The following is a 25,549-nucleotide window of genomic DNA, read 5'->3' on the forward strand; positions in this document are numbered from 1 at the left end:
CAAAGCCGGGCGTTATGTGATTAAGCCTGATCGTGCTTGCGCTGGCCGTCACCCGGCTGAAGCTCATCTTCACGAAAGGCTTCCTGTTTAATGCTGTAGCCATCATGCCACCGACATTCCACCATTCCGCTGGAATACCCGGTGACAATCATGCGCGGGCCGCCCTTCTTAGGCTTAACTTCATCACTGACCAAAAAGACCATACCTGCCTCCTGTATCAGGGTGAAACTGTTTCAATTTAGACGAGGAATGGTCTTTTTGCACCCTGCGACGGGTAACAATTAGTGCGCCGTACCGCGCATTTTTTCGATCAGTTTCACCGCCGCCACCACGATAGCGCCAACGATAAAGCCCAGCACCAGATTAAGCAGCGTGGGCAGAATCGCTGCCACCACGCTCCCCTGCGCCGAGGCGAAATGTTCGATGGCATGGTGCAGCGGCGCAATGCCGTGGACCACAATGCCGCCACCCACGAGGAACATCGCCAGGGTCCCCACCACGGACAAGCTCTTCATCAGCCACGGCGCCAGCGTCAGTAAGCCTTTGCCGATGCCTTTAGCCACCGCGCTGGATTTCTCCTCCAGCCAGTAGCCGATATCATCCAGCTTCACGATCAGCCCGACCAGGCCGTAAACGCCCACCGTGACCAGAATGGCGATCCCGGAGAGGATCAACACCTGATTCAGCAGCGGCGCATCGGAGACGATGCCCAGCGTAATGGCGACAATTTCAGCCGACAGAATGAAGTCGGTGCGAATGGCGCCTTTGATTTTATCGCGCTCGAAAACTTTCGGATCCTGCGCGGCAAGCGCTTCAAGGCGCTGCTGGCGCGCCTCCGGGGTATCCTTCTGCTTGCGAGAGCTCAAAGAGTGCAGGACCTTCTCCACGCCTTCGAAGCACAAGAATGCCCCGCCAATCATCAGCAGCGGCGTGATGGCCCAGGGGATGAATGCGCTGATCAGCAGCGCCAGCGGCACCAGGATCACTTTGTTCAGAAACGAGCCTTTTGCCACACCCCACACTACAGGCAGCTCACGGTTAGCCCGTACCCCGCTCACCTGTTGGGCGTTAAGCGAGAGATCGTCCCCCAGCACCCCTGCGGTTTTCTTCGCCGCCAGTTTCCCCATCACGGAAATATCATCCAGTAAGGTGGCAATATCATCCAGCAATGTTAATAAGCTACTTCCTGCCAAAATGGTGGTCCTTCTTTTTTTGGTAATTAAGTGAATAGTATGGAGCAAAAGCGCAATCGCGGAAACAGGCAGCTTTCGTCAACAAAAAATTCACATCAACTACACAATTAAAGGGCTCGCCAGCGCGATAGTTTTCGCGTTTACTATCAGCGACCTTTTTATTTCGTCGTGAGGGATTATGCGTTTCCGGCAACTGCTTCCGCTTATCGGAGCACTTTTTTCGCTGTATATCATCTGGGGTTCAACCTATTTTGTCATTCGCATCGGCGTGGAAAGCTGGCCGCCGCTGATGATGGCGGGCATTCGCTTCCTCTCGGCGGGTGTGCTGCTGCTGGCCTTCCTGCTGCTGCGCGGGCATAAGCTTCCACCGCTCCGCCCAATGCTGAACGCCGCCCTGATAGGCCTGCTGCTGCTGGCGGTCGGTAATGGCTTTGTGACCATTGCCGAGCACCAGAACGTACCGTCTGGGATCGCCGCCGTGGTCGTTGCCACCGTACCGCTGTTTACCCTCTGCTTCAGCCGCCTTTTCGGCATCCGCACCCGCAAGCTGGAGTGGCTGGGGATTGGCATCGGCCTTGCCGGCATCATTCTGCTTAACAGCGGCGGTAACCTGAGCGGGAATCCGTGGGGCGCCGTGATTATCCTTATCGGCTCGATGAGCTGGGCGTTTGGTTCCGTATACGGTTCGCGTATCGAACTGCCGACCGGCATGATGGCGGGGGCAATAGAGATGCTTGCGGCTGGGATTGTGCTGCTGCTGGCCTCAGCCCTGACAGGAGAGGAGCTGACGACCCTGCCGCCGTTGTCGGGCTTCCTGGCGGTAGGCTATCTGGCGCTGTTCGGCTCCATCATCGCCATCAACGCCTATATGTTCCTGATCCGTAACGTCTCACCGGCGGTTGCCACCAGCTATGCCTACGTCAACCCGGTCGTGGCCGTGCTGCTCGGCACCGGGCTTGGCGGTGAAACGCTCTCTCCGGTTGAGTGGTTAGCTTTAGGGGTGATTGTTTTTGCCGTCGTGCTGGTGACCTTAGGCAAATATTTGCTGCCGGCAAAGCCCGTGGTTACGCCTTGCGAGGTGGAGAAACCGTAAGCGCGTGGATCCCCTGGGTGTCGATCTGCGCGGCCTGGCCGCCGCCGCAGATCCACTCTTCCAGCCGTTCGCTCAGATCGGCATCGTTCAGCTTTAACCGTCCTCTCAGTGCACACTCCCAGACGATCAGCACTCTCCAGCCCTGCGCGACAAGCGTGGCGAGATCCCGCGCATCTCTCTCAACGTTCTTGCCAATCTTCTCCAGCCAGAAATCGGTGCGCGTCGCCGGGACTTTAAACAGGTAGCAGTCGTGATGATGCCAGAAACAGCCGTGGGTGAAGATAATGCACCGATACGCGTCAATGACGAAATCCGGGCGACCCGCAAGTGCGGGATCCTGCACGCGAAAGTCGAAGCCCGCCTGCGTCAGCAGCCCGGCCAGACGCTTTTCAATCGCGGTGTCACGCGTGCCGATGGCACGCATGTTTTTGCTACGCGTGGCCTTATCGTGAACGTCCGTCATTGACGGCCTCACCCTGGCGGAGCGCCACCGCCTGTCTGATGCGCGGGGCCAGCAGTTTTGCCACCGCCGCGAACGCGGGCACCACCACCGAGTTACCAAACTGACGGTAAGCCTGAGTGTCCGAAACCGGAATGCGGAAACGGTAGCCCTGTGGCGTTTCAAAGCCCATCAGCCGGGCGCACTCCCGCGGCGTGAGGCGCCGCGGACGGTGACGCTGGTTTTGCGGATCGTCGAAATCTTTCTCGCCCAGCGCTTTATCCCAGCCTCTGTCGATCAGGATTTCCGCGCCGTCTTTATAGTAGCGAGCGGACAGCGTGCGGGTCACGCTGTGCGGATCGTTTGGGTTCACCATGCCAAACCCAAATCCGTTGCCTTTGGCCTGATGCTTTTTGGCATAGCGGTAGAGGTATTTCCACAGGATCGGGGTAAGGATAAATTTCGCGTCGACCACCGGCTCCAGCAGGTCGGCAATCGTTGGACGACGCTCGGGGTATAAGGAGGGAATATCCCGCAGGGTGAAATCCCCCTTCAGATTGAGATCGCGGCGGAAACCGACGAGCACAATGCGTTCGCGATGCTGGGGCAGGAAATGTTTCCCGTCGATAATTTTCGGGTCATCCGCGCCCATGTCCCCGGAATCAGCCACGTCATAGCCCAGCTCGTCCAGCGTCTGCATGATAATGCGGAAGGTCTTTCCACCGTCATGGCTCTTTAAGTTCTTGACGTTTTCCAGCACGAATATGGCCGGGCGACGGGCGTCAATGATTCGGGCCACATCGAAAAACAGCGTTCCCTGCGTATCGCAGGCAAAACCGTGGGCACGCCCGAGGGCATTCTTTTTGGAGACGCCGGCCAGCGAGAAAGGCTGACACGGGAAGCCCGCCAGCAGCACGTCATGCGCCGGAATCGTCTGGCGAATGTGCTCGGCGGCTTGTTCATCCGTGACGCCGCTTTTATGGCTCAGGGTAACGTCGCGGATATCGGCGTTGAAATGATGTTCATGCGGATCGCAGTACCAGTTCGCTTTATAGGTGCGTACCGCATGTTTGTTCCACTCGCTGGTAAACACGCACTGACCGCCGATAGCTTCAAAGCCGTGCCGGATGCCACCGATGCCGGCAAACAGATCGATAAAGCGGAAGGCATAGTTCGGGTGCGCGGCAGACGGACGCGGAAGCAGGTCTTGCAGATAACGAAACTCGCTTTCGCTCAGGCGGCGCCCTGCCCGATCGCTGGTCAGCAGTCGCTTAAGGATGGCCGGGCTCCAGTGGCTTTCGCCGTGCGCCACCAGCTGGTTTGCCAGCGTTTTCGCGTCATAAATATCCAGCAGCTGGCGCAGTAATGCCTGCACCGTTGCCGTTGACTTCTCAGCCTGCTCTGGCGCGGGCTCTGTCACTGATCGATTTTCCTGCATTCTTTTAACCGGGCAATAAAGACTGGAAACAGATTACCACAGTTCACTTTCGCAAACTGCGACGGAAGCGGTGTTGAATCTGGCTATCCAGCCCGATGCAGTCGCCCTGTAATTCGGCACTGAGTTTCGCCATAAACTGAATCAGAAAATCGGCGTTGTGCTGCGCGAGCTCGCGCCCGACGTCGGTTTGCATTGTATCAGGCAAGCGCAGCAGCTTAGTCTGAAAATGATCGAGCGCAAACGCCCGGTCATCAAGCGGGCGCGCGTCGGCAAACGGATCGTCCGCGTCAAAAAGCGGTACGCCCAGCGCGCCTGACACGGCAAACACGCGCGCCAGGCCAATCGCCCCCAGCGCCTCCAGACGATCTGCATCCTGGACAATTTTGGCCTCAATCGTATACGGCGTCAGGCCGGCGCTGAAACTGTGCGCCTCGATGGCGTGCTCCACGGCGGCATAGCGATCGGACGGGAAGTCAGGGAAATCGCGGTGCAGAATGTCCCGCGTTCTGCGCGCAGCCAGACGCGACGACTGGCTGCGTTCAGGATGATTTTTCGGCAGGCTAACGATGTCGTGAAAATAGCAGGCGGTCAGGATCGTCAGCGGGTCGACGTGGTGATGAACCATGATTTTCTGCGCCGTCAGCCAGACGCGACGGAAGTGTGAAATATCGTGCGCGGTGTCGTCGGTCGCGTGATGTTCATCAAGCCAGGATTCAAAGCGCTGCTGCCACTGTATGAGTTCCATCATCCTTTCCTGTTACGAAAATGGGCACTGAATTATAACATAGCTAAATAAAATAAATTAAAAAATAGAACCCCGAAATACTTAATAATAATTACCCGCAATACTTTCAAGCGATTAATTCATTTGAAAAATAAAGAGATTTTTGGAAATATTTTGTAATATTTTCACTGGTTTAATTACATTTATTTTTGAACCAAATTCACGAGCCATAGAATAGTATCAAACACGTAATTACGGAGGGTGATTACATATATTCATATAAATTATCTTTAAAGGGAATATATAATGAAAAGAAAAGTTCTGGCAATTCTTGTACCCGCTTTATTAATGGCTGGCGCGGCAAACGCGGCTGAAATGTATAACAAAGACGGCAATAAAGTTGACCTGTACGGCAAGGTTGACGCGCGTCATACCTTCTCCGACAACGCGGGAGACGACGGCGACGAAACCTACGTGCAGATTGGTTTCAAAGGCGAAACACAGATTACCCGCGATCTGGTCGGTTACGGTCAGTGGGAATATAAAACCTACGCAAATGATACCGAAGACGCCGGGGATACCTCTTTCAACCGTCTGGCCTATGCGGGCCTGAAATATGGCGAATACGGTTCATTTGATTATGGCCGTAATTACGGCGTCGTGTATGACGTTGAAGCCTGGACCGATATGCTGCCGGTATTTGGTGGCGATTCCTACACCTGGACTGACAACTATATGGTTGGCCGTACCAACGGTGTTGCGACCTACCGTAATAATGATTTCTTCGGTCTGGTTGATGGCCTGAACTTCGCGCTGCAGTATCAGGGGGCTAACGAAGGCGCAAACGCTAACGAAGATCAGGAAGGCACCAAAAACGGTCACGACGACGTACGCTTCCAGAACGGCGACGGCTTCGGTATGTCTACCACCTATGACTTCGACTTCGGTCTGACGCTGGGTGCGGCGTATTCTTCCTCTGACCGTACCAACGATCAGGTTGCTTATGGTGCGGGCAACTATAACCGCTTCAGCAAATACGCAGGCGGTGACCGTGCAGACGCATGGACCGTTGGCGCAAAATATGATGCTCAAGGCGTCTACCTGGCGATGATGTACGCGGAAACCCGCAACATGACGCCGTACGGCAGCGACGGTATCGCCAACAAAACGCAGAACTTTGAAGCCGTAGCGCAATACCAGTTTGACTTCGGTCTGCGTCCATCCCTGGCGTGGGTCTATTCCAAAGGCATCGATCTGGGCGGTAACGATTATCATCCACGCAATGGCTATGACTATGTAGACCAGGATCTGGTTAACTACATCGACCTGGGCATGACCTACAACTTCAACAAGAACTTCTCCACCTACGTTGATTATAAAATCAACCTGCTGGACGAAGATGACGCCTTCTACAATGACAACGGTATTGCAACCGATGACATTGTTGGCATCGGCATGATCTACCAGTTCTGATCCCTGAAAATACTAAAGCCCGCATTTGCGGGCTTTTTTGTTTCAAGGGACACTATTTTACGGCGCTTCCTGCAGCGCCACGCGGATAAACCCGTTATTCTGCGCCAGCAGCTCATGGGCTTTCCACGCATCAAGGCCTGTCAGCACCATCAACACCGCCGTTTTACAGTGATGGTTACAGCTCTCCAGCGCGGCTTTTGCCTGCGCCCGGGTGCATCCCCCCGCTTCCATCACAATGGCGATTTGCCGTTCAGCCCATTTGGTATTGCTTGCCTCAAGATCCACGCGCAGGTTGCTGTAAACGCGCCCGGTGCGAACGGCCAGCGCGGTGGTAATCATTGAGAGGATCATTTTTTGCGCGATCCCCGCCCTGGTATTGCGATACCCGGCAACCACATCAGCCCCAAGCTCTGGGGCAATTACCATGCTTGCCAGCTGTGCTGCTTCGCTTTGTGCATCACCGGTGATGACCGCAACCGGCGCTCCCAACGACCACGCATGCCGCATTGCCCCCCAGACCCACGGCGTTTTTCCGCTGACGGTCACGGCAAGCATCATATCGTGCTCATCAAATTTAATGGCCTGCAGGTCAGCCACCCCGCGCTCGTAGCTCCCATCCCCCTCTTCTGCCGTCACGGCAAATACCGGCGTTTTACCCGGCGCATACTCATCTGCAGCCTGTTGTGCGGCGCAGCCCGACGGTCCTGCCCCGACAATGACCAGACGGCCGCCGTGGTTGAGCGCCGAGGCGGCGTTATCCACCGCGCGGGCGATTGTCGTTAAGCAGGGGGTTATAGCAGCAGAAATGCGTGCATCTTCCTCATGGATAACCTTCAGCATGTCCAGCGTGGACAATCTATCTATATTCATCGTGCTGGCGTGCCGTCTTTCCTTGACTGAACCGGTAAGCGTAATGCTCATAAACAGCCTCCTTATTATGAGTACCCACACACTATAAAGTGTTTTATATAGATGACCTGCGAGTGGGGTCACGAAAAGAAGAGTAAATCGACGCTTTTACATGGCTTTAAGAAAAGCCCATCATCAGCGATAATCACTCCCTTTCTTAATCATCGCGGAGTGTTGATGAGCGATCTGCAGCCTTTCCCTCTGACGCGCAAGCGCCCCATGAAACTGTACACGCTGGTCACGTTGATGGTGTCCGCGATTATCGCCTCGGTGTTGCTGGTAGTTTTTGCGCTCTATTCCGTGCAGATCACCCGGGCGACCCGCGATGATGTAAAAGATACCGCTCTGGGTATCGCCCGCACGCTGGCCGACAGTCCGGAGATCCAGCGCGGCCTGATGCAGTCGCCGCAGGCCGACATCATTCAGCCCATCGCCAAAGCCGTCACCCAACGCAACGATCTGCTACTTACCGTGGTGACCGACATGCGGGGGATTCGCTACTCGCACCCGAACGAGGCGCTCATCGGCCTGCATTTTATCGGCAACGATCTGGAACCCGCGCTGGAAGGCAAAGAGAATGTCTCGGTTAACCGCGGCGCCCTCGCCGAGGCGCTTCGCGTTTTCACGCCGGTCTATGACAGCCAGCACGATCAGATCGGGGTCGTCGTGGTCGGGATCTCCCTCAAAAAGGTGGAAGACCAGATAGCCCGCGGGCGGCTCAACGCGCTCTGGACAATTCTGTTCAGCATCTTTATGAGTTCGATGGCGATATGGGGTCTGGTACGGGTCCTGAAACGCATCCTGTTCGGGCTTGAACCTTACGAAATTTCCGCCCTGTTCGAACAGCGCCAGGCGATGCTGCAGTCGCTTCGCGAAGGGGTGCTGGCCGTCGACATTCACGGCCGCGTGACAATGATTAACCACGCTGCCAGAGAGATATTACTTCTTCCCTCCGGCAAGCAGACCGAAAACACCAGCGAGCCGCTGCTGGCAAGCCTGCGTGAGGTATCGAAAACCGGGATTGCGCGTCAGGATCAGGAGATCAGCTGCAACGGACGACTGCTGCTCTGCAACATGGTGCCGGTCAAAAGCCAGAATCGGGTGATCGGGGCTATCAGCACCTTCCGCGATAAAACGGAAATCAGCCAGCTGATGCAGCGTATTGATGGCATGGTCAACTACGTCGACGCCCTGCGCAGCCACACGCACGAGTTTATGAATAAACTGCATGTGATCCTCGGCCTGCTGCACATGAAGCGTTACGACAAGCTGGAGGAGTACATCATCCAGACGGCGCATAATTACCAGACGGACATTGGCACGATCCAGAGCAAGGTAAAGTCCCCGGTCGTTGCCGGGTTCCTGCTGGGTAAAATCAACCGAGCGAAAGAGGCCGGCGTCACCCTGACGCTGGCGGATGAAAGCCTGATACCGGATACCGCCAGTGAAGAGCAAGTTGCGGTGCTGATCACCGCGCTGGGTAACTTAATCGAAAACGCGCTCGACGCGATGGCAGGACAGCAGGAAGGCGAGATTGGCCTGCTGCTGCATTATCAGAATGGCTGGCTCAGCTGCGAAGTCAGCGACGACGGCCCCGGCATTGATCCCGCTCAGCTGGAGGCTATTTTTACTAAGGGGTTCTCAACAAAAGGTGAAAACCGCGGCGTTGGGCTGTTCCTTGCTCGCCAGCAGATCCAGAACCTGGGCGGCGATATTACCGTCGAGTCTGAGCCTGGCGTATTTACCCAATTTTTTGTTCACATCCCCTGGGATAGCGAGAGGAATATCGCGTGATAAATGTATTAATTGTCGATGATGACGCCATGGTAGCCGATCTCAACCGTCTGTACGTCAACCGTGTTGAAGGCTTCAGCTGCTGCGGCGTCGCCTCCACGCTCAATCAGGCCAGGGCCTTTATCAATAACCCCAGCCAGCCTGTCGATCTGGTGCTGCTGGACGTCTACATGCAGCAGGATAACGGGCTGGATCTGCTGCCCGATATTCGCGCGTCAGGCCGCCCGATTGATGTGATAATGATCTCCTCGGCCGCCGATGCCGCCACGATCCAGACCTCCATCCACTACGGCGTGGTGGATTATCTGATAAAGCCGTTCCAGTTCCCGCGCTTTGAAGAGGCGCTGAACGGCTGGAAGGCAAAGCACAGCCTGATGGGCTCGCACCAGTATTACGAGCAGGCGGACGTCGACAGGCTGATCCACGGCGGCGCGCCGGAGCTGGCGGACACTAAAAAATTGCCGAAGGGGTTAACGCCGCAAACGCTGCGCACGATTTGCCAGTGGATTGATGGCCACCCGGAGACGGAATTTTCCACCGACGATCTGGCTAACGCAGTCAATATCTCCCGCGTCTCCTGCCGTAAGTACCTGATTTGGCTTGCGCAGATCAACATTCTGTTCACCAGCATTCACTACGGCGCCACCGGGCGTCCGGTGTATCGCTACCGTTTACAGCCGGAACAGATCGGGCTGCTCAAACAGTACTGCCAATAACGCGGTAGCTCTCATCCAGAAGGGTAAAACGGAAGTGGTGCATCGAGGAGATCACCACTTCTTTTGTTTTGGTCACAAAGATAGCTTCAATATCGGGGCGCGCGCGCAGGGCGGCACAGCCCTTTTCTACCCCCATGCCGTACATCAGCGTGGTCCAGATGTCGCCGTCAATGGAGTCTTTTGAAATGATAGTGACGCTCTCCAGCTCGTTGTCGAGCGGATACCCGGTGCGCGGATCGAGAATATGGTGATAGCGCTTGCCGTTCTGCTCGAAGTAGCGCTCGTACGTTCCCGAGGTCACCACGGAGAGGTTCTCCACCGTCATCGCACCGATAAGCGCGTCACCGGCAAACGGTTTTTTTAGCCCCACGCTCCAGCCACCTTCCGGCGAGCCTAACGTCTGGATGTTTCCGCCGAGGTTGATCAGCCCCAGCTCAGCGCCCTCTTTGCGCAGGTAGTCCCGCACCCGGTCGGCGATATAGCCTTTGGCGATGGCCCCCAGATCAATCTCCATCCCCGATCTGGTCAGAAACACGCTGGTCTGCGCCTCATCAAGGATGACCTCCTCGGGCCGGGTTATCGCCAGCAGGGACGCAATGTCATCGGCAGGCGGAACGCTGTCTCCCTGAAAGCCAATCTTCCAGCGCTTCACCAGCGGGCCGATCGCCAGGTTAAACGCGCTGTCTTTTAGCATGCTTGCCGCTTTGGCACAGCGGATCAGTTCAAACACCGGACGACTGACGGCAACCGGATGCTGGCCCGCCGCATGGTTGATGTCCATCACCTGGGAATGCGCCCGGTTAACGGTGAGGAGATCTTCGTACTGTTTGATCAGGCGGAAAACGCGGGACGCGAGGGCTTCGTCATGGAAGAAGAGCTTCAGGAGAATGGGCGAGCCCATCAGAACGGCGGAGTAGCTGTAAACGCGATGGCTATCAGGCATTGTATGTGTCCTCAGATGTAGCCCCGGCAGGCACCGCGCCGCCGGGGAGACAGGAGCCTTACGTTCTTTTTGAGCGCATCGCCGCCTGATGTCCTGCAAGGGTACCAAAAATAATGATATCCGCCACCGCGTTACCGCCGATACGGTTGCCGCCGTGGATCCCCCCGACCACTTCACCCGCCGCAAACGCCCCCGGCAGTACGTTGTGGTTGCTGTCCAGCACGCAGGTTTCGGTGTTGATGGTCACGCCGCCCATGGTGTGGTGCACGCCTGGCGCAATCTGAATAGCGTAGAAAGGCCCTTCGTTGATAGGCGCACGCAGCGCGGTGGTACGACCAAAATCGTCATCGTGCTGTTTTTCAACGAAACCGTTATAACGTTCCAGGGTCGCGAGGAAAGCGTGGTGATCCATACCGAGCGCATCCGCCAGCGCTTTTGGCGAGCTGGCGCTGGTCACGAAGCCTTTCGCAATATACTCATCCGCGGCTTTGTTTTTGGCACGTACGTGCTCGTCAAAGACGATGTACGCGTATTTCTCCGGCAGCGCGATGATTGACGCCGAGACTTTATCGCGGGTCGACATTTCGTTGTAGAAGCGCTCCCCTTTCTGGTTGACCAGAATCGCCCCGCCCCCGCGGATGGATTCGGAAATCAGGTACGAGGTGTTCTGCTCAACGGTTGGGTGAATTTGGATTTCGCCCATATCCACGGTGCCCGCCCCGATGCGCTCCAGCAGCGCGATGCCGCCGCCGGTTGCCCCTTTGTGGTTGGTGGTGACGAACCCTTCCAGATCCGGACGGTATTTGACGACCATCTGGCTGTTGGCGCTGAAGCCGCCCGTCGCCACGATCACGCTTTTCGCTGCCACGGTGACGGTTTCGTTCTCTTCAGTGGTCAGGCGAACCCCGGTCACTTCACCGTTCTCGAAGATGATGTCGCTGACGGAGGTATCCAGCATCACCTCGATGTTGCGTTTGTTGACGTTACGCACCAGGCCGCTGATCAGGTAGCCCCCCACCGCAGAGCCGTCTTTTGGACGGTGAGTACGGTCGATGCTCATCCCACCGGTGGTGGTGATGTCGTTCAGCATGATGCCGCGCGTTGCCAGCCACTCAATCGCCTGCGGCGCGTTCTCGACAAAGCGGCGCAGCAGTTCAGGGTTGTTCTTGTTGCCGCCGCCTTTCAGGCTTTCCTGGTAGAACAGCTCTTTGCTGTCCTGAATGCCCTTCACGCGCTGGAAGCGGGTTTCGGCGGCATTCATACCGGCAGAGGCTTTAATGGTGTTCCCGCCGATGGTCGGCATCTTCTCAACAATCAGCACGCTCGCGCCTTCGTCGTGAGCCTGAATCGCCGCCGCCAGACCGGCGCCGCCGCTGCCGACCACCACCACGTCCACGCTGCGGGTTTCGTTCGGGTCCACGCCCTCTTCCGCTGCCAGCGCTTTGCTGGATTTCAGCATCGCTTTAGAGACTGCTTTCTTCACCGCTTCACTCTGGCTGGTTGCACCGGTGATGGCATCCACGTGCGGGGTATTGGCGTCAAGAATGCGGGTACGGATCTCTTCAAAGCTGGTGACGAACTCAACGTCATCGCTCGGGCCAGAGGCCAGCTCGATGTCCGCAATGCGGTCGGTTTCCAGACTGACGTTAATCACCAGCTCGTTCGCGTCATCCTGCACCTTCTCGGTGAACATGCCCGGTTTGAATTTCGATTCGCCCATGCTCATGTCGCGGATCATCGCTTCCACCAGCGAGAAGCGCCACAGGGGTTCAGGAATGCTCAGTTCCTCGCGTTTGGTGCTGTCCATAAACAGCTCCAGCGTTTCCCCGGCCGCGATGCGGTCGGTCCAGTCCGGGTAGGCAATGGTGGCGCGGCCAACGGCAATCAGGTCGTAACCGTGGTCCAGCGCTTCATTCACGTCTGACGCATTCACCACGCCGCCCACGCCCATCACCGGAACCTGCGCCAGCGTTTCAGAACGCATCGCGCAGTATTTTTCGATCAGCGGCGTCGGGTCCTGGGTGTCGACAATGGACGGACGCAGGGTCGCGCCGACGGAGAAGTGCAGGTAGTCCACGCCGCGCGCCGCCAGTTTTTCCAGCAGGTACATGGTGTCTTCAAAGCGGATGCCCGGCACTTCCAGCTCTTCAGGGGAGAAGCGGTAGCCAATAATAAACGCGTCGTCCGCGTACTGGCGTACCATTTTGTGGGTGATGTCCAGCACCGCCAGCGGGAACTTCGCGCGATTGTCGCGGCTGCCGCCCCACTCGTCATCGCGCTGGTTAGAGTTTGGAGAGTAGAACTGCTGAATCAGGTAGGTGTTCGCCCCGTGGATTTCCACGCCGTCAAAACCGGCCTGGATGGCGCGGCGCACGGCTTCACCAAATTTGCCGATCATGCCTTCCACTTCTTCGGCGGTCAGGGCAACCGGCGTTGCGGCACCGTCACGCGGCGCGGCCACGGCGCTTGGGCCAACCGGGGTACGGCCACCGATCAGTTTCGGATCAACCATGCGGCCACCGTGGTAGATCTGCAGCAGGGCCTTAGAGCCTTTGGATTTAATGGCCTCGGCGATTTTCGCCAGCCCGGCGATTTTCTCGTCGTTATCAATACCAATTGCGCCCGGGAAGGCGAGGCCGAGATCGTCGACGAAGCAGCACTCCACGATGATGGTGCCAATGCTGCCGGAACGGGCCCGATAGTACTCCACCAGTTCGCTGGTAACGGTGCCGTCATAATAGCCGGTACAGGTGGTCATAGGGGCCATTAACAAACGGTTTTTCAGTTCAGTGCCATTCGGTAATGTGAAGGGGCTAAGAATGCGTTCGTTAGTGCTCATAATAGAAACTCCAAACTTTTAAAAATTGAGAATTCGTTATCGGATTGATTTTTTTATTTCGTCGTTTTTTGCCGATGTTATGATATTAATATAATGATTTTTTTAGTTTCTAAAGTTATTACGTTAGTTAAAAAACTATTTAATCCCTGTGATAACACTAATAATACATTGGTGTTAGCGATTGTCATTCAGGCATTCACAATATTTTAAAATACGTTAAATAAAAAATGGTAAAGCCATTACACCAAAAACCAAAAACACCCTTTAAAATCAACCAAATAGTAATTATTAAAAATTCAAATTGTTACAGAAATGATAAAATAAACCCGCAAAAAAGATAATAACCACATACGCCAGAGTGGTTATTAATAAAAGCATAAAAATAACGCTGCAATTCTGTTTTTTTGATCTCGATCAATAGTCATGGCATTTAAAAGCGCAATATAAAAACATCATCATTTTTTAATTTAACGCACACAAAAAAGCGTTAAATCGCTATTACTGAAAATACAAAAACGCACCTTTAATAACTAAAAAAAGCAAAGAAACTTAAGAAAGCAATTTTGACTTTTCAGTGCGACCGAATTTTTGACAACTTAAGACGTGAAACTATGAATACAAAAACTGCTGTAACGCCCCCTGTGGCGAACCAGGCATCAAATGGAAACGCAAAACGTCTGCTGATGATGGCACTGCCCGTCATCGTCGCCGTACTGCTGCTGTTTGTTCCGGTACCGGAAGGACTGCCTCCTTACGCGTGGCACTACTTCGCCATCTTCGTCGGCGTGATCGTCGGTCTTATCTTCGAACCCCTGCCGGGCGCGGTGATCGGTCTGACCGGCGTGGTCGCCATTGCCCTGTGCAGCCAGTGGGTGCTGTTCAGCCCTGAACAGCTGGCTGACCCAAAATTTAAGCTGGCGGGCGCCTCCTTTAAGTGGGCAGTGAGCGGGTTTGGTAACTCCACCGTCTGGCTGATTTTCGGTGCCTTTATGTTTGCCGCGGGCTACGACAAAACCCGCTTCGGCCGCCGTCTGGCGCTGATTCTGGTGAAGTATCTTGGCCGTCGCAGCCTGACGCTCGGTTACGCGATTACGTTTGCGGACCTGCTGCTGGCACCGTTCACTCCGTCCAACACCGCGCGCAGCGGTGGGACCATCTACCCGATCATCGCTAACCTGCCGCCGCTGTACGGTTCAAAACCCAACGACCCAAGCGCGCGTAAGATTGGTTCTTACCTGATGTGGGTGGCGATCACCGCGGCCTGTATCACCAGCTCAATGTTCCTCTCCGCCCTTGCGCCGAACCTGCTGGCCCTGGCGCTGGTGAAAAGTACGGTTGGGATCGACATCTCCTGGGGGACCTGGTTCCTCGCCTTCCTGCCGCTGGGCATCCTGTTGATCCTGACCATGCCGCTGCTGGCCTACTGGTTCTACCCGCCAGAGGTGAAGGTGAACAACGAAGTGCCGCTGTGGGCGACCCGTGAACTGGAAAAACTGGGCAAACTGTCGCGCAATGAGATCCTTCTGCTGGTGTTCGTATGTTGCGCGCTGCTGATGTGGATCTTCGCCGCCGCGTGGATTGAACCCGCGATGGCGGCCCTGCTCATCGTCGGCCTGATGCTGTGGACCGGCGTGCTGGAGTGGAACGATATCACCGGCAACAAAGCGGCGTGGAACACCTTCGTCTGGTTCGCCACCCTGGTGGCGCTGGCGGATGGCCTCTCCTCTACCGGCTTTATCAGCTGGTTAGGTAAAGAAGGCGGTCTGCTGATGAGCGGTATCTCTCCGGGCGTAGCGACCATCGTGCTGCTGCTGGCGTTCTACCTGCTGCACTACCTGTTTGCCAGTACCACCGCGCACACCACGGCGCTGCTGCCAGCGATGCTGACCATCGCCTCCACTATCCCGGGCATGAATATGGAAGTGTTCGTTCTGCTGATGGTGACCTCGCTGGGCGTGATGGGGATCATCACCCCGTACGGCACTGGCCCAAGCCCGATTTACTACGGTAGCGGCTACCTGCCAACCAAAGACTACTGGCGCCTCGGCACCATCTTCGGTGCCATCTTCCTGGCGGCCCTGCTGCTGATTGGCTACCCGTGGATGTCCATGATGTTCTGATTCCTGACCGCCGGACTTCTCCTCCGGCGGTTTTATTTTTGTGGAGCAATACTATGTCGAATAAACCGTTTTTTTATCAGAACCCCTTCCCTCTTTCGCATGACGACACCGAATACTACCTGCTGACCAACGAGCATGTCTCCATTGCCGAATTCGACGGCCAGGAAGTGCTGAAGGTGGAGCCCGAAGCCCTGACCCTGCTGGCGCAGCAGGCCTTCCACGACGCCGCATTTATGCTGCGTCCTTCCCACCAGAAGCAGGTTGCCGCCATTCTTAACGACCCGGAAGCCAGCGAGAACGATAAGTACGTGGCCCTGCAGTTCCTGCGCAACTCGGAAATTGCCGCCAAGGGCGTGCTGCCAACCTGCCAGGATACCGGCACGGCAATCATTATGGGTAAGAAAGGCCAGCGCGTCTGGACCGGCGGCGGTGACGAAGCGGCCCTGAGCCAGGGCGTGTATAACACCTATATTGAAGACAACCTGCGCTACTCGCAAAATGCGGCGCTGGATATGTATAAAGAGGTGAATACCGGCACTAACCTGCCCGCACAGATTGACCTCTACAGCGTCGACGGTGACGAGTATAAATTCCTGTGCATGGCGAAAGGCGGCGGCTCAGCCAACAAAACCTATCTCTACCAGGAAACCAAAGCGCTGATTACCCCGGCGAAGCTGAAAAACTACCTGGTTGAGAAGATGCGTACCCTGGGGACCGCAGCCTGCCCGCCGTACCATATCGCGTTTGTTATCGGCGGTACCTCAGCGGAAGCCACGCTGAAAACCGTGAAGCTCGCCTCCACCCGCTACTACGACGCGCTGCCAACCGAAGGCAACGAGCACGGCCAGGCGTTCCGCGACGTTCAGCTCGAACAGGAACTGCTCCAGGAAGCACAGAACCTCGGCCTCGGCGCGCAGTTCGGCGGGAAATACTTCGCCCACGATATCCGCGTGATCCGCCTGCCACGCCACGGTGCCTCCTGCCCAATCGGCATGGGGGTCTCCTGCTCCGCCGACCGTAACATCAAGGCGAAAATCAACCGCGACGGGATCTGGATTGAGAAGCTTGAGCACAACCCGGGTCAGTATATTCCTGAATCCCTGCGCCAGCAGGGCGAAGGCAACGTGGTGAGCATCAACCTGAACAAGCCGATGAATGAGATCCTGGCGCAGCTGTCTCAGTATCCGGTCTCTACCCGCCTGTCGCTGAACGGGACGATTATCGTGGCGCGCGACATCGCCCACGCGAAGCTGAAAGAGCTGCTGGATAACGGCGAAGCGCTCCCGCAGTACGTTAAAGATCACCCGATTTACTACGCGGGCCCGGCCAAAACGCCGGAAGGCTACGCGTCTGGCTCCCTCGGCCCAACCACCGCAGGGCGCATGGACTCGTATGTCGACCTGCTGCAATCCCACGGCGCGAGCATGATCATGCTGGCGAAAGGCAACCGCAGCCAGCAGGTGACCGACGCCTGCCATAAGCACGGTGGCTTCTACCTGGGCAGCATTGGCGGCCCGGCGGCGGTGCTGGCGCAAAACAGCATCAAGAGCCTGGAGTGTGTGGCCTATCCTGAGCTGGGTATGGAAGCGATCTGGAAAATTGAGGTGGAGAACTTCCCGGCGTTTATTCTGGTGGATGACAAAGGCAACGACTTCTTCCAGCAGATCCAGAACAAGCAGTGCAAAGGCTGTTCACAGCGCTGAGATTTTCCATAACGCCAGCAGCAGCGACAGCAACTTGTTAATTAACTCCTGCTGTCGCTGCCCTGTATGGAGAATAGTTTTCTTATTCTCCATACACACCATACAAACGCTTTTTCTTCATTTTAGTTTTTCAATATATGCTAACGCCGCATGCTATTGTCGAACAACGGCCTGATAACTGAGATAATTACCGTCGTCGGTAATCACACGATAGGCTATTGTTTTTCCCGGCAAGAGTGGCTTATCAGGCAAAATCACCTTTTCCGCCCGTGGCGAAACCATAATATTGGTCAGCGGCCTTTGCCCGGGAATCTCCACGTTGAGGCTAATATTCCAGGGCGTCGGGTTAGTAATGATTAACCGCATATCATGAGCGCTGAACTGAAGCGTCTGATACTGAAGAGCATCAGGATCGCCGATGTCGGCAGGACGAATAAAGACCTTCATCCTTAAGCGTAACGGCAGAATTAACTTTTGCGCGTTCTGCCGGGTCCGCTCACTCTCAGGCTGGATCTGGAAAATATTCAGCCAAAAGACGCTTTCCCGATCGTTCGGCAGCCCCTGACGTGTCGTAAGCAGCAAACGCAACGAGCGAATCTCCTTCGGCAACATTTTGAAAACCGGAGGAGTAGACACAATCGGCGTGCTGACTTTGTCCGGCGGCACCAGCGGATCGCCCGTGTCCGTCCAGACCTGAATTATGGCTGGCGTTTCACCATCGTTAGAGAGATTCAGCGACTGAGCCATTTCGCCTGCGCTGAAAATCACACGAGTCCGATCGACGTTAACCACGGCATAGGCCTCAGCGATGAGGCATGTCATCAGCAAGCCTGCCAGAGCAAGCCTACTGGAAATTAACAACGACTTGTAATTGCGCATTAACCGTACCTGGCGTCACAGTTTGCCCACTGAGGGCCTCTAATGATGCGGTAAAATCACCGGTATAGGTGTTTACCGCCCCCGTCGACGTCAGGCTGGTAAGATCCTGATACGCATACCAGCCGCGCGAGTTTCCCGTGCCGGTTATGCTTCTGTCGGGTAACAAATTGATTGCCGTCCCACTCCGGTTAAGGATTTTTATACCCACGCCAGAAGCCACGCCGCTGTTACCGTAATGCGAATCCAGTAGCCAGGTTAGACCCCCACCGCTGGTCACCAGCCCCAGCCCTTGCGCAGCACTGACAGCAACGGCCTGGTTGACTAAAAAGCCCATGGCCACGTTTGCCTTGCTGGCCGTGGACGTGGCGGTACCGGAAACCGCACCTGACTCGCACTCGAGGCTGACCGAGAACGGAGCCTGACTGGTACCTCCGGCCTGCAACGCGGCGGATCTGACGGTGGGTAAAAGCACAACGGCGGGATAGTCTTTAACCTGACATAGTGCACCACGGACGTAGGTCACGGCATTGTAGGTACTCCATGCGCCGGGCCAGTTTGTATACCAGCCATAATAATAAATCGCGCTATCCTGGCCCACCACGATTGAATTTGATGCCAGCCCGGGGCCTTTAAAGGCTATATAGCCTCGCGGTTGGGTATAGGCATCTTTATAGTAATTGCTGGCGTTAAGATAATAGGTGGTGGATGAAATCTTATACATTTCATACAGCACATTGCTGAATGCGCTGGCTGGAATGTAAATATAGGTTCCATCCTGATACCAGTCTGCCGAGGTGATTTGTCTTTGCTTCCAGTAGCGGCTGTAATATTCCCCGGTGCTGAGATTGGTCATTCTTACGGCGACGTTTTTTGCGACATCATAATACGCACCCTCAATTTCAGCGGAGGCATACATGCCGGTATAGGCATTATCGCCGTTGGTGGCATACATTTCATATAAACTTCCGGCGTCAGACAGGGCGCAGCGGAACAGAATTTGATTACTGGCATAGGTTTTGTTAGTCGCTGCCGTTAAAAAATTGCCCACCGCGCTGGCAAGCAACGTTCCCGACGGCTGAAAGTTAGTGCCGCTGTTGATACTGATTACCGCCGGCAGCCCAATATTGCCATGGCAGGTATCACATGCACCCGACCAGTCGGCGGCAGTATACCCAGCCGCGATGGCCATGCTGGAGAGTGATGACGTGCTGGTCACCCTAATGCAGTTTGCCCACCCGGGCTGGCTTATCAGCAAAAACAGCCCCAGTACCAGAAAATGTTTTAACCTGTCCTGCATTTTAATTTTCCTTTTCACATATCTGGCTCAGGTAAACCAACGGCTCTGCGTTTCGCCCGGTAATTTGATACGGCACACGGCAGCGCTGGTCGCGCTCTTTGCCCCATTTCACGCGCAACACACCGGAGGCTTCCGGGACGCGGGCATAAATTTGGCCACCCTGCCCCACCATGCCAATCAATGTTCCCTCGGTATCCCGCACCTCCGCCCCCATTGGCGGTAGTTCTCCGTCACGGGTACTGAGAGTAATGAGAACGGCTTTGCCTTTCAGCGTGGCAAAGTCCACCCGGACCACTGCCCCCGCATAGGGCACGACGCGCTGACTTCCGCCTTTCAGTTCGGCATCCGCCATCATAGTGCGCGAGTCCAGGCTGACATTGTTGCTACGGTAAGGGGAAAGCGACGGCAGAATGGCGTAGCCAAACGCGTCAATCGTCGCCCCCTGTCCGTTCTGCACGCGCGCACCCTGGGCACCATCGGCGTGTACCAGTGCGAACGTGTCGCTGGTATACGGCCCGAGCGTTAATCCTCCCGGATGTAGCACCAGTGTTCCGGATGCACCAAGCCCTGCCTGCCGGTAGTTATCCCCCTGGTCATAGCTGGCCTGTACGGACCCCACGCGGGTATTTTCCTGAACGTTTCCACCAAACGTCGTGGCGTTACCGCTGCTCCCATCCCGATAACGTTCATATCCGCCGTACACGGAGTACGATCTGTCACGACCGTCCCCTGCCGTGCCGGTTAGCGATACTGTCGAGGAGCGGCTGGCGCGCGACTGGTTGTAGTTGTAAGCCACCGACGCCAGGTTGCTGCCCCAGTCCAGGGGGACCGACACGTTGAAAGAGACGGTATTTTCGGTGTATTTCTCTATTGAACTGTCATCAACCGGCTCGCGAGTACTGGTATAAAAGCGTCCGTAGTCCCAGCTCGTCCGTTGTCTGGCTACGTTCATCCCATAGCTAATCCGTCGCCACTGATTGCTGTAGCCCAGCTGCAGCTGGGTCATACGCGACTGATTGCTATAGTAATCCGCCGTGCTGGCACTCAAATTAAGTACCCCCCAGCTTCCCATCGGCTGGCTGACCGTCGCCGTCAGTCGATTGCGCTGATGCAGGGTGTCTGAATAGTACTCCGTACCGCTTTTCTGCTGGCGGCGAACGCCCAGCACATCCTCCAGATCGCGATAACCACTCGTCGAGTAGCGGTATGCGGCAAGCACGAGGTTAGTGCCTGCCGTAAACGTCTTGCTGTAGCTGATTTCTGCACGCCATCCCTGCTGCCGGTCATCATTTTCAACCAGGGCATCAGACCAGGTGGCATTCAGACCAATTGCACCGATTTCAGTCGCCAGCACGCCCCCTGCCAGAAAAGCCGTGTAGTCCTTTGCCACGCGCAGGCCGAGGTTGCTGGTGACTTCATTGCTCAGCCCTCGCTGTAACACGCCTTCCAGGAAGGTGTTTTCAATACTGTAGTACTGACGAACGCGTCCGAATGAGAGGCCGTATTGCCAGTTGCCCGGACGCACGGAATCAGGCACAGCGGAATAAGGCACGGTAAAACGGGATGTTTTTCCGCTGGCCTCAATGACCTCAACCTCAAGATCCCCCTGACTGCGGGTGTTGTATAAGTCATTGATAACGAATGGTCCAGGCGGAACGTTGGTTTCATAAATGACGTTATTTAGCTGCTTAATCACCACGTGTGCGCTGCTGGATGCAACGCCCCTGACTTCCGGAGCATAGCCCCTCTTCCCCTGCGGCCACATGCGTTCATCGGTTGCCAGTTTCACCCCATTGAACGAGAGGCTGCCAAAGAGGCTGCTGTCGGTATAGTTATCCCCCAGCGCCAGCACGCTATCGATCGGTTCGATGGGACGCTGTACCCAGGTTCGAACGGCGTTATAACTCGAATCGCTTCCACTTATGCTGCTGTCCGCATAGCGCAGGTTTCCCTGATGTCGAACCTGCCACAGCCCAAGGTTGGTTCCGGCATTGATGCCGCTCCATAAATAGTGATAGCGGTAGCGAGTGTCTGTATTTTCCGTGAACGTGTAGCGGGTGTTATGCCGCAAAAAGATCGCCGCCATACCCGCGTCCCATTCACTTACCGGAATATAGCCGCGAGGCGTACGCTGGAGTTCCGTCATCGGGATAGCCAGCTGAAGGCGCAGTGAGGCCTGGTCAAACAGCCAGGTTGCATGTTCAGCCCACTCACTCAAAAGGCGACACGCTGTCCCCTCATCGCGGTCTGCTGCTTTCAGTTTTGCGGCCTGCATGAGCGATTTGCCCAGACAGGGTTCAGGATCGCGACCATCTGCTTTAGCGCGGAAGACGATCTTTTCTTCGCTTTTCACCAGCGTATTGTTGACGTATACATCCACCAGATAACGTCCGGGTGCGACCTGATGCCGGTTAAACTGCTCCAGATCCATGCCCCAGGACGAGCCCTGCAGCAGTGAAGAGTCAAAAACATATTCTTTCGCCTCCACCAGCCCCGTGCAGCTCAACGAGATACACAGCGCCAGCAGATTGCGACGAAACTCAGGGGTACGAGACAGGGTAGTGCCCATTGATCCGTGCTCCCTGATCGTTAACAAGCCATACCCTGACCGTACCGTTTCCCACGGTTTTGGTTTTCCAGTTGTTAAACCAAAACGTTTGACGATCGAAAGGCGCTACCGTATCAGCTGTGAGGGTATGCTTTTTCCCCCCCGCCTCAGCCTCAATGAGGGTTAATGACGCATACCACGGCTGCGGGTTCTCTATCGAAATCCCATATCCCTTTTGCGCATCGAAAGTGGTGTTGACCCGCAGCCCGTTCAGCTGATTTTTTGGGGAGCCAATGCCGGCTGGCCGGTAAATCACTTTTACCCGGGTACGTAGCATGACCAGCATTCTGTTCTGCCCTTTTTCACTCTCGAGATTCGAGGGTGGGACCTGGAGTGCATTGAACCAGTACAGGGATTCCCGATCCTGCGGTAAATCGCGCGCGCCGGTATGGGTCACGCGGATAACTTGTCCCGCTTTCGCCTGGATTCGAAACACGGGAGGGGTCGTCAGAAAAGGGATTTTCGCGCCCTCAGCCGGAGTCGCGTTAACATTACCTTCGTCAAACCAGGTTTGAATCACGTAAGGAATGTCATCATTATTCTTGAGCTGCACGTCAACGGACGAGGCCCCGGCAGGATAAATAATCCGGCTGCCCAGTATCGTGACGCTTGCGGATGCGGTGTTTGCCAGCATCAGTACACATATCAAATAAGTCAGGTACTGAGCGATACGCTGAAGATGTGCGCTTATCATTATTAACAACTCCCGGGTCGAATGAACCTGGTGTGGCGAGACCCTGACTGCAATGCGCTGAGTGGAATGTGCACGTTTGCATCCTGCAAAACGTGCACACGTTAGTTCCAGTGCGGCCTGTTACTGGTAGGAAACGGCATATTGCAGCGTGGCCTCTACCGTACCCGCCGTCGCCGCTGCGTTGGCGTAATACTGCGCGGTATAGGTAGCGGAGGCGTCCGTCTGGTTCGCGGCCAGCTTGAGGTCGCCATTACCGGTAAAGCCATTGCTCAGGTTCACAACGGCATTGGCGGTATCCAGGATCTGGACTTCAACGTTCTTCGCGGTGCCGGTGTTGCCAAGGTTGCCGTTAGACGTCACCTGATTACCGACAAACACCGTCGAGATTTTCGTTTCCCCACTGGCGTTGCCCGTGCAGCCGCTTACCCCGATATCAAACGTGACCGATCCCACGGTATCACCGCTGGCGGCAAGATCGGAGGCGCTGACCGTTGGCAATAAAACCACCGGAGAGGCGCTGTTACCGTTTACGGCAACTGAACAGGTTTCATCCGTCACCTCCCCCTGGAAGGTGATGGTGTTGTCAGACGCAGCAAAAGCCCCACCAGAGACCAGTGACGCCCCCAGAACTAACGCAATAATATTTTTCTTGTTCATAACGCTTATTCCTGTTTTATCAATTGAACCGATAATGAAAACTTCCTTTTTTACAGACAAACCGGTCATATGAAATTGAACGCCAAATAAAATAAAGGCGAACGCGTAAACCCTGCCCGATGAGCTGCAGGAACAAATCTATACGAAAATCCCTATTACAAAAATAATTAACCATTAAATCGCAAAACTTAAGATTATAATGCTACCAACGAGGTAATTTAATGTGCGATGAAGCTTTTTATGCCAGTCGCGTCATAATTGCAGTGATTACTTATGCGCCAGCGAGGGAGAAAAAAAAGAAATTATGCTTTTCTCAAGATTTTGAATGAGAAAAGGATGTTGATTCTCTGGGAGAATTAAACCGGTAATCAGGAGGGAAGATTAAATTCCCGGCGAATACCGGGAAAATAAAGGATAATGCGCTCAGCGTGGTGGCAATAACCCCCAGCATATCTCTTCTTTGCCGTCACTCAACATGCCGCAACGCATAAAATAGAGACGCGAGAGATTGGAAGAATACGTTTTGAACGTACTGCTTTTGATGATCAGGACATACTCATTACTCTTACAGACGGGGTTAAGCTTTACTGCTAAATCCATCACGACCTTCTTTACGTCAGGATTGGTTATACTGTCCAGCGCCTGTTCAGACATCATGACCTTACAGGAGCCAGCATTTCCCATGTAAATCTCATTACGTTCAACGGGCTTACTGGCAACCCAGAATCCTGCAGCCCCGCCCAGCGCCACAACAGCGAAAAAAAGCACCAGCTGATTTACTATTCCTGTTTTCATCTTACGCCAGCGAGATACTTCGCCCGCGCTGCTTTCGGCAGTTTTGCCTTTTAGTAAACGTCCGTTGGCAATATAAGCGGTTTCGGTTTCTGAAGGGGCCCCCATGATGACGTCAACCGGCTCTGAGCATTTTTCGATGTCAACGTGCTGATGCAGCATAAAGCCTATTTTGGGTACGGTGACAATCACCTCCTCATCCATGCCAAGATTCTTCATAATCTTACGTAACTTACTTACGCACTGGTTAAGATTATTGTTGCTGGAAACCATGCCATAGTCGTCCCAGACTTTCTTAAATATTACTTCCCTTTTTATTGCCTCTCCCTTATGGGCAATAAGCAACAATAAAAGTCTCTTCGTAGGGTTCGAGATTTGAATCAACTCATCCTGAGAACCTTCGAGGCCCAGCGTACTCATATCTGAGTCAAATATTATCTGCTTATTCATTATAAATTTCATATGCATAAACTCTTATTAAGTAAGTTTTCCTCCGGGCATGCGCGAAATGGCTCCTGACGCGTTACCTCGCTTGGGCACGTGACGCAGATCATTTTTAATATTTTCATCTTGTTAAGTTTATTTTTTTTGCGAAGTCCAGGATACATTACACAGTGCAGGCCCCATAGTCAGAATTTTGTACTGTATCACAGACAAGTTATCGCATCATTTACTAAAAACAACAAAAATTTAATATTTTAATCTTGAAAAATATTAATAAATTTTAATCGCCTTACCCGACTCTATTTCAGCAATCAGGAATATTCAGGAATAATCAGAATTATTAAATTAAGAAAGGGGCATATCTGAACGCTTAATGTGTACTCAGCACTATAACCTTGAAAGTAAAATTCATTAATATTCAACAAGTTAAGTAAAGCAGTGGTTATTTTGATATATCGCATGATTCATCTTTAAGGTGAGAAAAAACTGAAAATACAGTTTAAAATTGATCCAAATCAATTTTAGGTGAGATTTATCCTTAAAAATCACATCATAAATACAGCTCAGACCTAACATCGCTCATTCGCCTCAATAAACCTGTCGAAAAATCAGTCGTATATAAGAAAAGATCGCCTGTATACCAACAATATCACCTTCCGTTCTGCCGTTTTGGCTCCTGTGATTAAGGCGATTAAAAATAGCGCAATTGTACTTTGATGGCCGGTTAAATATTTACAATTCTTTCTGACTTTTTTAATTACACTACTGAGCAGACTGACTAACTTAACTCAAAA

Annotated in this window: 20 protein-coding genes; 6 read left to right on the forward strand and 14 right to left on the reverse strand. The window is 54.4% G+C overall.

Annotated elements, in window-relative coordinates; genetic code table 11:
- Nucleotides 1-20 precede the first annotated feature (20 nt).
- Both DG357_RS14580 and DG357_RS14585 read right to left on the reverse strand, forming a co-directional pair.
- Nucleotides 21-203 carry a YodC family protein gene (locus DG357_RS14580; RefSeq protein ID WP_028013710.1) on the reverse strand — a complete coding sequence of 61 codons (183 nt, stop codon included), beginning with the start codon at nucleotides 201-203 and terminating at the stop codon, nucleotides 21-23.
- A 78-nt stretch (nucleotides 204-281) separates the two neighbouring features.
- Complete coding sequence (locus tag DG357_RS14585; protein WP_169804339.1) at nucleotides 282-1,196, reverse strand: DUF808 domain-containing protein; 915 nt, start codon at nucleotides 1,194-1,196, stop codon at nucleotides 282-284.
- 175 nt (nucleotides 1,197-1,371) lie between these two features.
- On the opposite strand from DG357_RS14585, the gene yedA reads away from it, so the two are divergent.
- The gene (yedA, locus tag DG357_RS14590; protein WP_028013712.1) at nucleotides 1,372-2,286 is read left to right on the forward strand and encodes a drug/metabolite exporter YedA; all 915 of its coding nucleotides are present in this window, start codon (nucleotides 1,372-1,374) and stop codon (nucleotides 2,284-2,286) included.
- Here the strand turns inward: yedA and DG357_RS14595 are convergent.
- The 3 genes from DG357_RS14595 to DG357_RS14605 form a co-directional block, all read right to left on the reverse strand.
- The gene (locus DG357_RS14595; RefSeq protein ID WP_041909351.1) at nucleotides 2,258-2,749 is read right to left on the reverse strand and encodes a very short patch repair endonuclease; all 492 of its coding nucleotides are present in this window, start codon (nucleotides 2,747-2,749) and stop codon (nucleotides 2,258-2,260) included. The two genes, yedA and DG357_RS14595, sit on opposite strands and share 29 nt — an antisense overlap.
- A complete protein-coding gene (locus tag DG357_RS14600; RefSeq protein ID WP_045260358.1) occupies nucleotides 2,730-4,145 on the reverse strand; it encodes a DNA cytosine methyltransferase in 1,416 nt (471 codons plus the stop codon). The genes DG357_RS14595 and DG357_RS14600 overlap by 20 nt, the downstream gene beginning before the upstream one ends.
- A 61-nt stretch (nucleotides 4,146-4,206) precedes the next feature.
- Nucleotides 4,207-4,908, reverse strand: coding sequence for a phosphohydrolase (locus DG357_RS14605; RefSeq protein WP_045260359.1), 702 nt, complete (start codon nucleotides 4,906-4,908; stop codon nucleotides 4,207-4,209).
- Nucleotides 4,909-5,193: 285 nt separating this feature from the next.
- Here DG357_RS14605 and ompC point away from each other — a divergent pair, with 285 nt between their 5' ends.
- On the forward strand, nucleotides 5,194-6,360 hold the full coding sequence (ompC, locus tag DG357_RS14610; RefSeq protein ID WP_047367847.1) for a porin OmpC: 1,167 nt from the start codon (nucleotides 5,194-5,196) through the stop codon (nucleotides 6,358-6,360).
- A gap of 57 nt (nucleotides 6,361-6,417) precedes the next feature.
- On the opposite strand, the gene DG357_RS14615 is transcribed toward ompC, so the two are convergent.
- Complete coding sequence (locus DG357_RS14615) at nucleotides 6,418-7,281, reverse strand: N-acetylmuramic acid 6-phosphate etherase (RefSeq protein WP_088205085.1); 864 nt, start codon at nucleotides 7,279-7,281, stop codon at nucleotides 6,418-6,420.
- A 165-nt stretch (nucleotides 7,282-7,446) separates the two neighbouring features.
- On the opposite strand from DG357_RS14615, the gene DG357_RS14620 reads away from it, so the two are divergent.
- The gene (locus DG357_RS14620) at nucleotides 7,447-9,063 is read left to right on the forward strand and encodes a sensor histidine kinase (protein ID WP_088205086.1); all 1,617 of its coding nucleotides are present in this window, start codon (nucleotides 7,447-7,449) and stop codon (nucleotides 9,061-9,063) included.
- Nucleotides 9,060-9,779, forward strand: a complete 720-nt coding sequence (dcuR, locus tag DG357_RS14625; RefSeq protein WP_028013719.1) for a two-component system response regulator DcuR — start codon at nucleotides 9,060-9,062, stop codon at nucleotides 9,777-9,779. The genes DG357_RS14620 and dcuR overlap by 4 nt, the downstream gene beginning before the upstream one ends.
- Here the strand turns inward: dcuR and DG357_RS14630 are convergent.
- Complete coding sequence (locus tag DG357_RS14630) at nucleotides 9,760-10,722, reverse strand: FAD:protein FMN transferase (protein ID WP_047367849.1); 963 nt, start codon at nucleotides 10,720-10,722, stop codon at nucleotides 9,760-9,762. The genes dcuR and DG357_RS14630 overlap by 20 nt on opposite strands.
- Before the next feature lie 58 nt (nucleotides 10,723-10,780).
- A complete protein-coding gene (locus tag DG357_RS14635) occupies nucleotides 10,781-13,561 on the reverse strand; it encodes a flavocytochrome c (protein WP_088205087.1) in 2,781 nt (926 codons plus the stop codon).
- Nucleotides 13,562-14,172: 611 nt separating this feature from the next.
- Between DG357_RS14635 and DG357_RS14640 the strand changes: the two genes are divergently transcribed.
- Together DG357_RS14640 and fumA are read left to right on the forward strand one after the other, a co-directional pair.
- Nucleotides 14,173-15,681 (forward strand): anion permease, encoded by a 1,509-nt coding sequence (locus DG357_RS14640; RefSeq protein WP_023325580.1) that lies wholly within the window; start codon nucleotides 14,173-14,175, stop codon nucleotides 15,679-15,681.
- 53 nt (nucleotides 15,682-15,734) lie between these two features.
- A complete protein-coding gene (gene fumA / locus DG357_RS14645; protein ID WP_088205088.1) occupies nucleotides 15,735-17,384 on the forward strand; it encodes a class I fumarate hydratase FumA in 1,650 nt (549 codons plus the stop codon).
- Between the two features lie 153 nt (nucleotides 17,385-17,537).
- Here the strand turns inward: fumA and DG357_RS14650 are convergent, their stop codons facing one another.
- From DG357_RS14650 to DG357_RS14675, 6 genes are all read right to left on the reverse strand, one after another.
- Complete coding sequence (locus tag DG357_RS14650; protein ID WP_088205089.1) at nucleotides 17,538-18,263, reverse strand: fimbrial assembly chaperone; 726 nt, start codon at nucleotides 18,261-18,263, stop codon at nucleotides 17,538-17,540.
- Nucleotides 18,229-19,560, reverse strand: a complete 1,332-nt coding sequence (stbD, locus tag DG357_RS14655; protein WP_088205090.1) for a fimbrial usher protein StbD — start codon at nucleotides 19,558-19,560, stop codon at nucleotides 18,229-18,231. The genes DG357_RS14650 and stbD overlap by 35 nt, the downstream gene beginning before the upstream one ends.
- 1 nt (nucleotide 19,561) lies before the next feature.
- The gene (locus DG357_RS14660) at nucleotides 19,562-22,117 is read right to left on the reverse strand and encodes a fimbrial outer membrane usher protein (protein ID WP_402740355.1); all 2,556 of its coding nucleotides are present in this window, start codon (nucleotides 22,115-22,117) and stop codon (nucleotides 19,562-19,564) included.
- Nucleotides 22,101-22,862: a fimbria/pilus periplasmic chaperone gene (locus DG357_RS14665; protein ID WP_049136347.1), complete on the reverse strand. Its 762-nt coding sequence runs from the start codon at nucleotides 22,860-22,862 to the stop codon at nucleotides 22,101-22,103. Before DG357_RS14665 ends, DG357_RS14660 begins: the two co-directional genes overlap by 17 nt.
- 120 nt (nucleotides 22,863-22,982) lie before the next feature.
- On the reverse strand, nucleotides 22,983-23,519 hold the full coding sequence (locus tag DG357_RS14670; RefSeq protein WP_047367856.1) for a fimbrial protein: 537 nt from the start codon (nucleotides 23,517-23,519) through the stop codon (nucleotides 22,983-22,985).
- A gap of 423 nt (nucleotides 23,520-23,942) precedes the next feature.
- The gene (locus DG357_RS14675) at nucleotides 23,943-24,761 is read right to left on the reverse strand and encodes a winged helix-turn-helix domain-containing protein (protein WP_159087783.1); all 819 of its coding nucleotides are present in this window, start codon (nucleotides 24,759-24,761) and stop codon (nucleotides 23,943-23,945) included.
- Between the last annotated feature and the right edge of the window lie 788 nt (nucleotides 24,762-25,549).

Source organism: Enterobacter bugandensis (assembly GCF_900324475.1).
Classification (GTDB): domain Bacteria; phylum Pseudomonadota; class Gammaproteobacteria; order Enterobacterales; family Enterobacteriaceae; genus Enterobacter; species Enterobacter bugandensis.

Coding starts and splice junctions, on each gene's coding strand:
- DG357_RS14670 (WP_047367856.1), bottom strand. CDS start 23,519: ATGAACAAGAAAAATATTATTGCGTTAGTTCTGGGGGCGTCACTGGTC.
- DG357_RS14665 (WP_049136347.1), bottom strand. CDS start 22,862: ATGATAAGCGCACATCTTCAGCGTATCGCTCAGTACCTGACTTATTTG.
- DG357_RS14595 (WP_041909351.1), bottom strand. CDS start 2,749: ATGACGGACGTTCACGATAAGGCCACGCGTAGCAAAAACATGCGTGCC.
- DG357_RS14605 (WP_045260359.1), bottom strand. CDS start 4,908: ATGGAACTCATACAGTGGCAGCAGCGCTTTGAATCCTGGCTTGATGAA.
- DG357_RS14630 (WP_047367849.1), bottom strand. CDS start 10,722: ATGCCTGATAGCCATCGCGTTTACAGCTACTCCGCCGTTCTGATGGGC.
- yedA (WP_028013712.1), top strand. CDS start 1,372: ATGCGTTTCCGGCAACTGCTTCCGCTTATCGGAGCACTTTTTTCGCTG.
- DG357_RS14580 (WP_028013710.1), bottom strand. CDS start 203: ATGGTCTTTTTGGTCAGTGATGAAGTTAAGCCTAAGAAGGGCGGCCCG.
- DG357_RS14615 (WP_088205085.1), bottom strand. CDS start 7,281: ATGAGCATTACGCTTACCGGTTCAGTCAAGGAAAGACGGCACGCCAGC.
- fumA (WP_088205088.1), top strand. CDS start 15,735: ATGTCGAATAAACCGTTTTTTTATCAGAACCCCTTCCCTCTTTCGCAT.
- DG357_RS14635 (WP_088205087.1), bottom strand. CDS start 13,561: ATGAGCACTAACGAACGCATTCTTAGCCCCTTCACATTACCGAATGGC.
- DG357_RS14640 (WP_023325580.1), top strand. CDS start 14,173: ATGAATACAAAAACTGCTGTAACGCCCCCTGTGGCGAACCAGGCATCA.
- stbD (WP_088205090.1), bottom strand. CDS start 19,560: ATGCAGGACAGGTTAAAACATTTTCTGGTACTGGGGCTGTTTTTGCTG.
- DG357_RS14620 (WP_088205086.1), top strand. CDS start 7,447: ATGAGCGATCTGCAGCCTTTCCCTCTGACGCGCAAGCGCCCCATGAAA.
- DG357_RS14675 (WP_159087783.1), bottom strand. CDS start 24,761: ATGAATAAGCAGATAATATTTGACTCAGATATGAGTACGCTGGGCCTC.
- ompC (WP_047367847.1), top strand. CDS start 5,194: ATGAAAAGAAAAGTTCTGGCAATTCTTGTACCCGCTTTATTAATGGCT.
- DG357_RS14650 (WP_088205089.1), bottom strand. CDS start 18,263: ATGCGCAATTACAAGTCGTTGTTAATTTCCAGTAGGCTTGCTCTGGCA.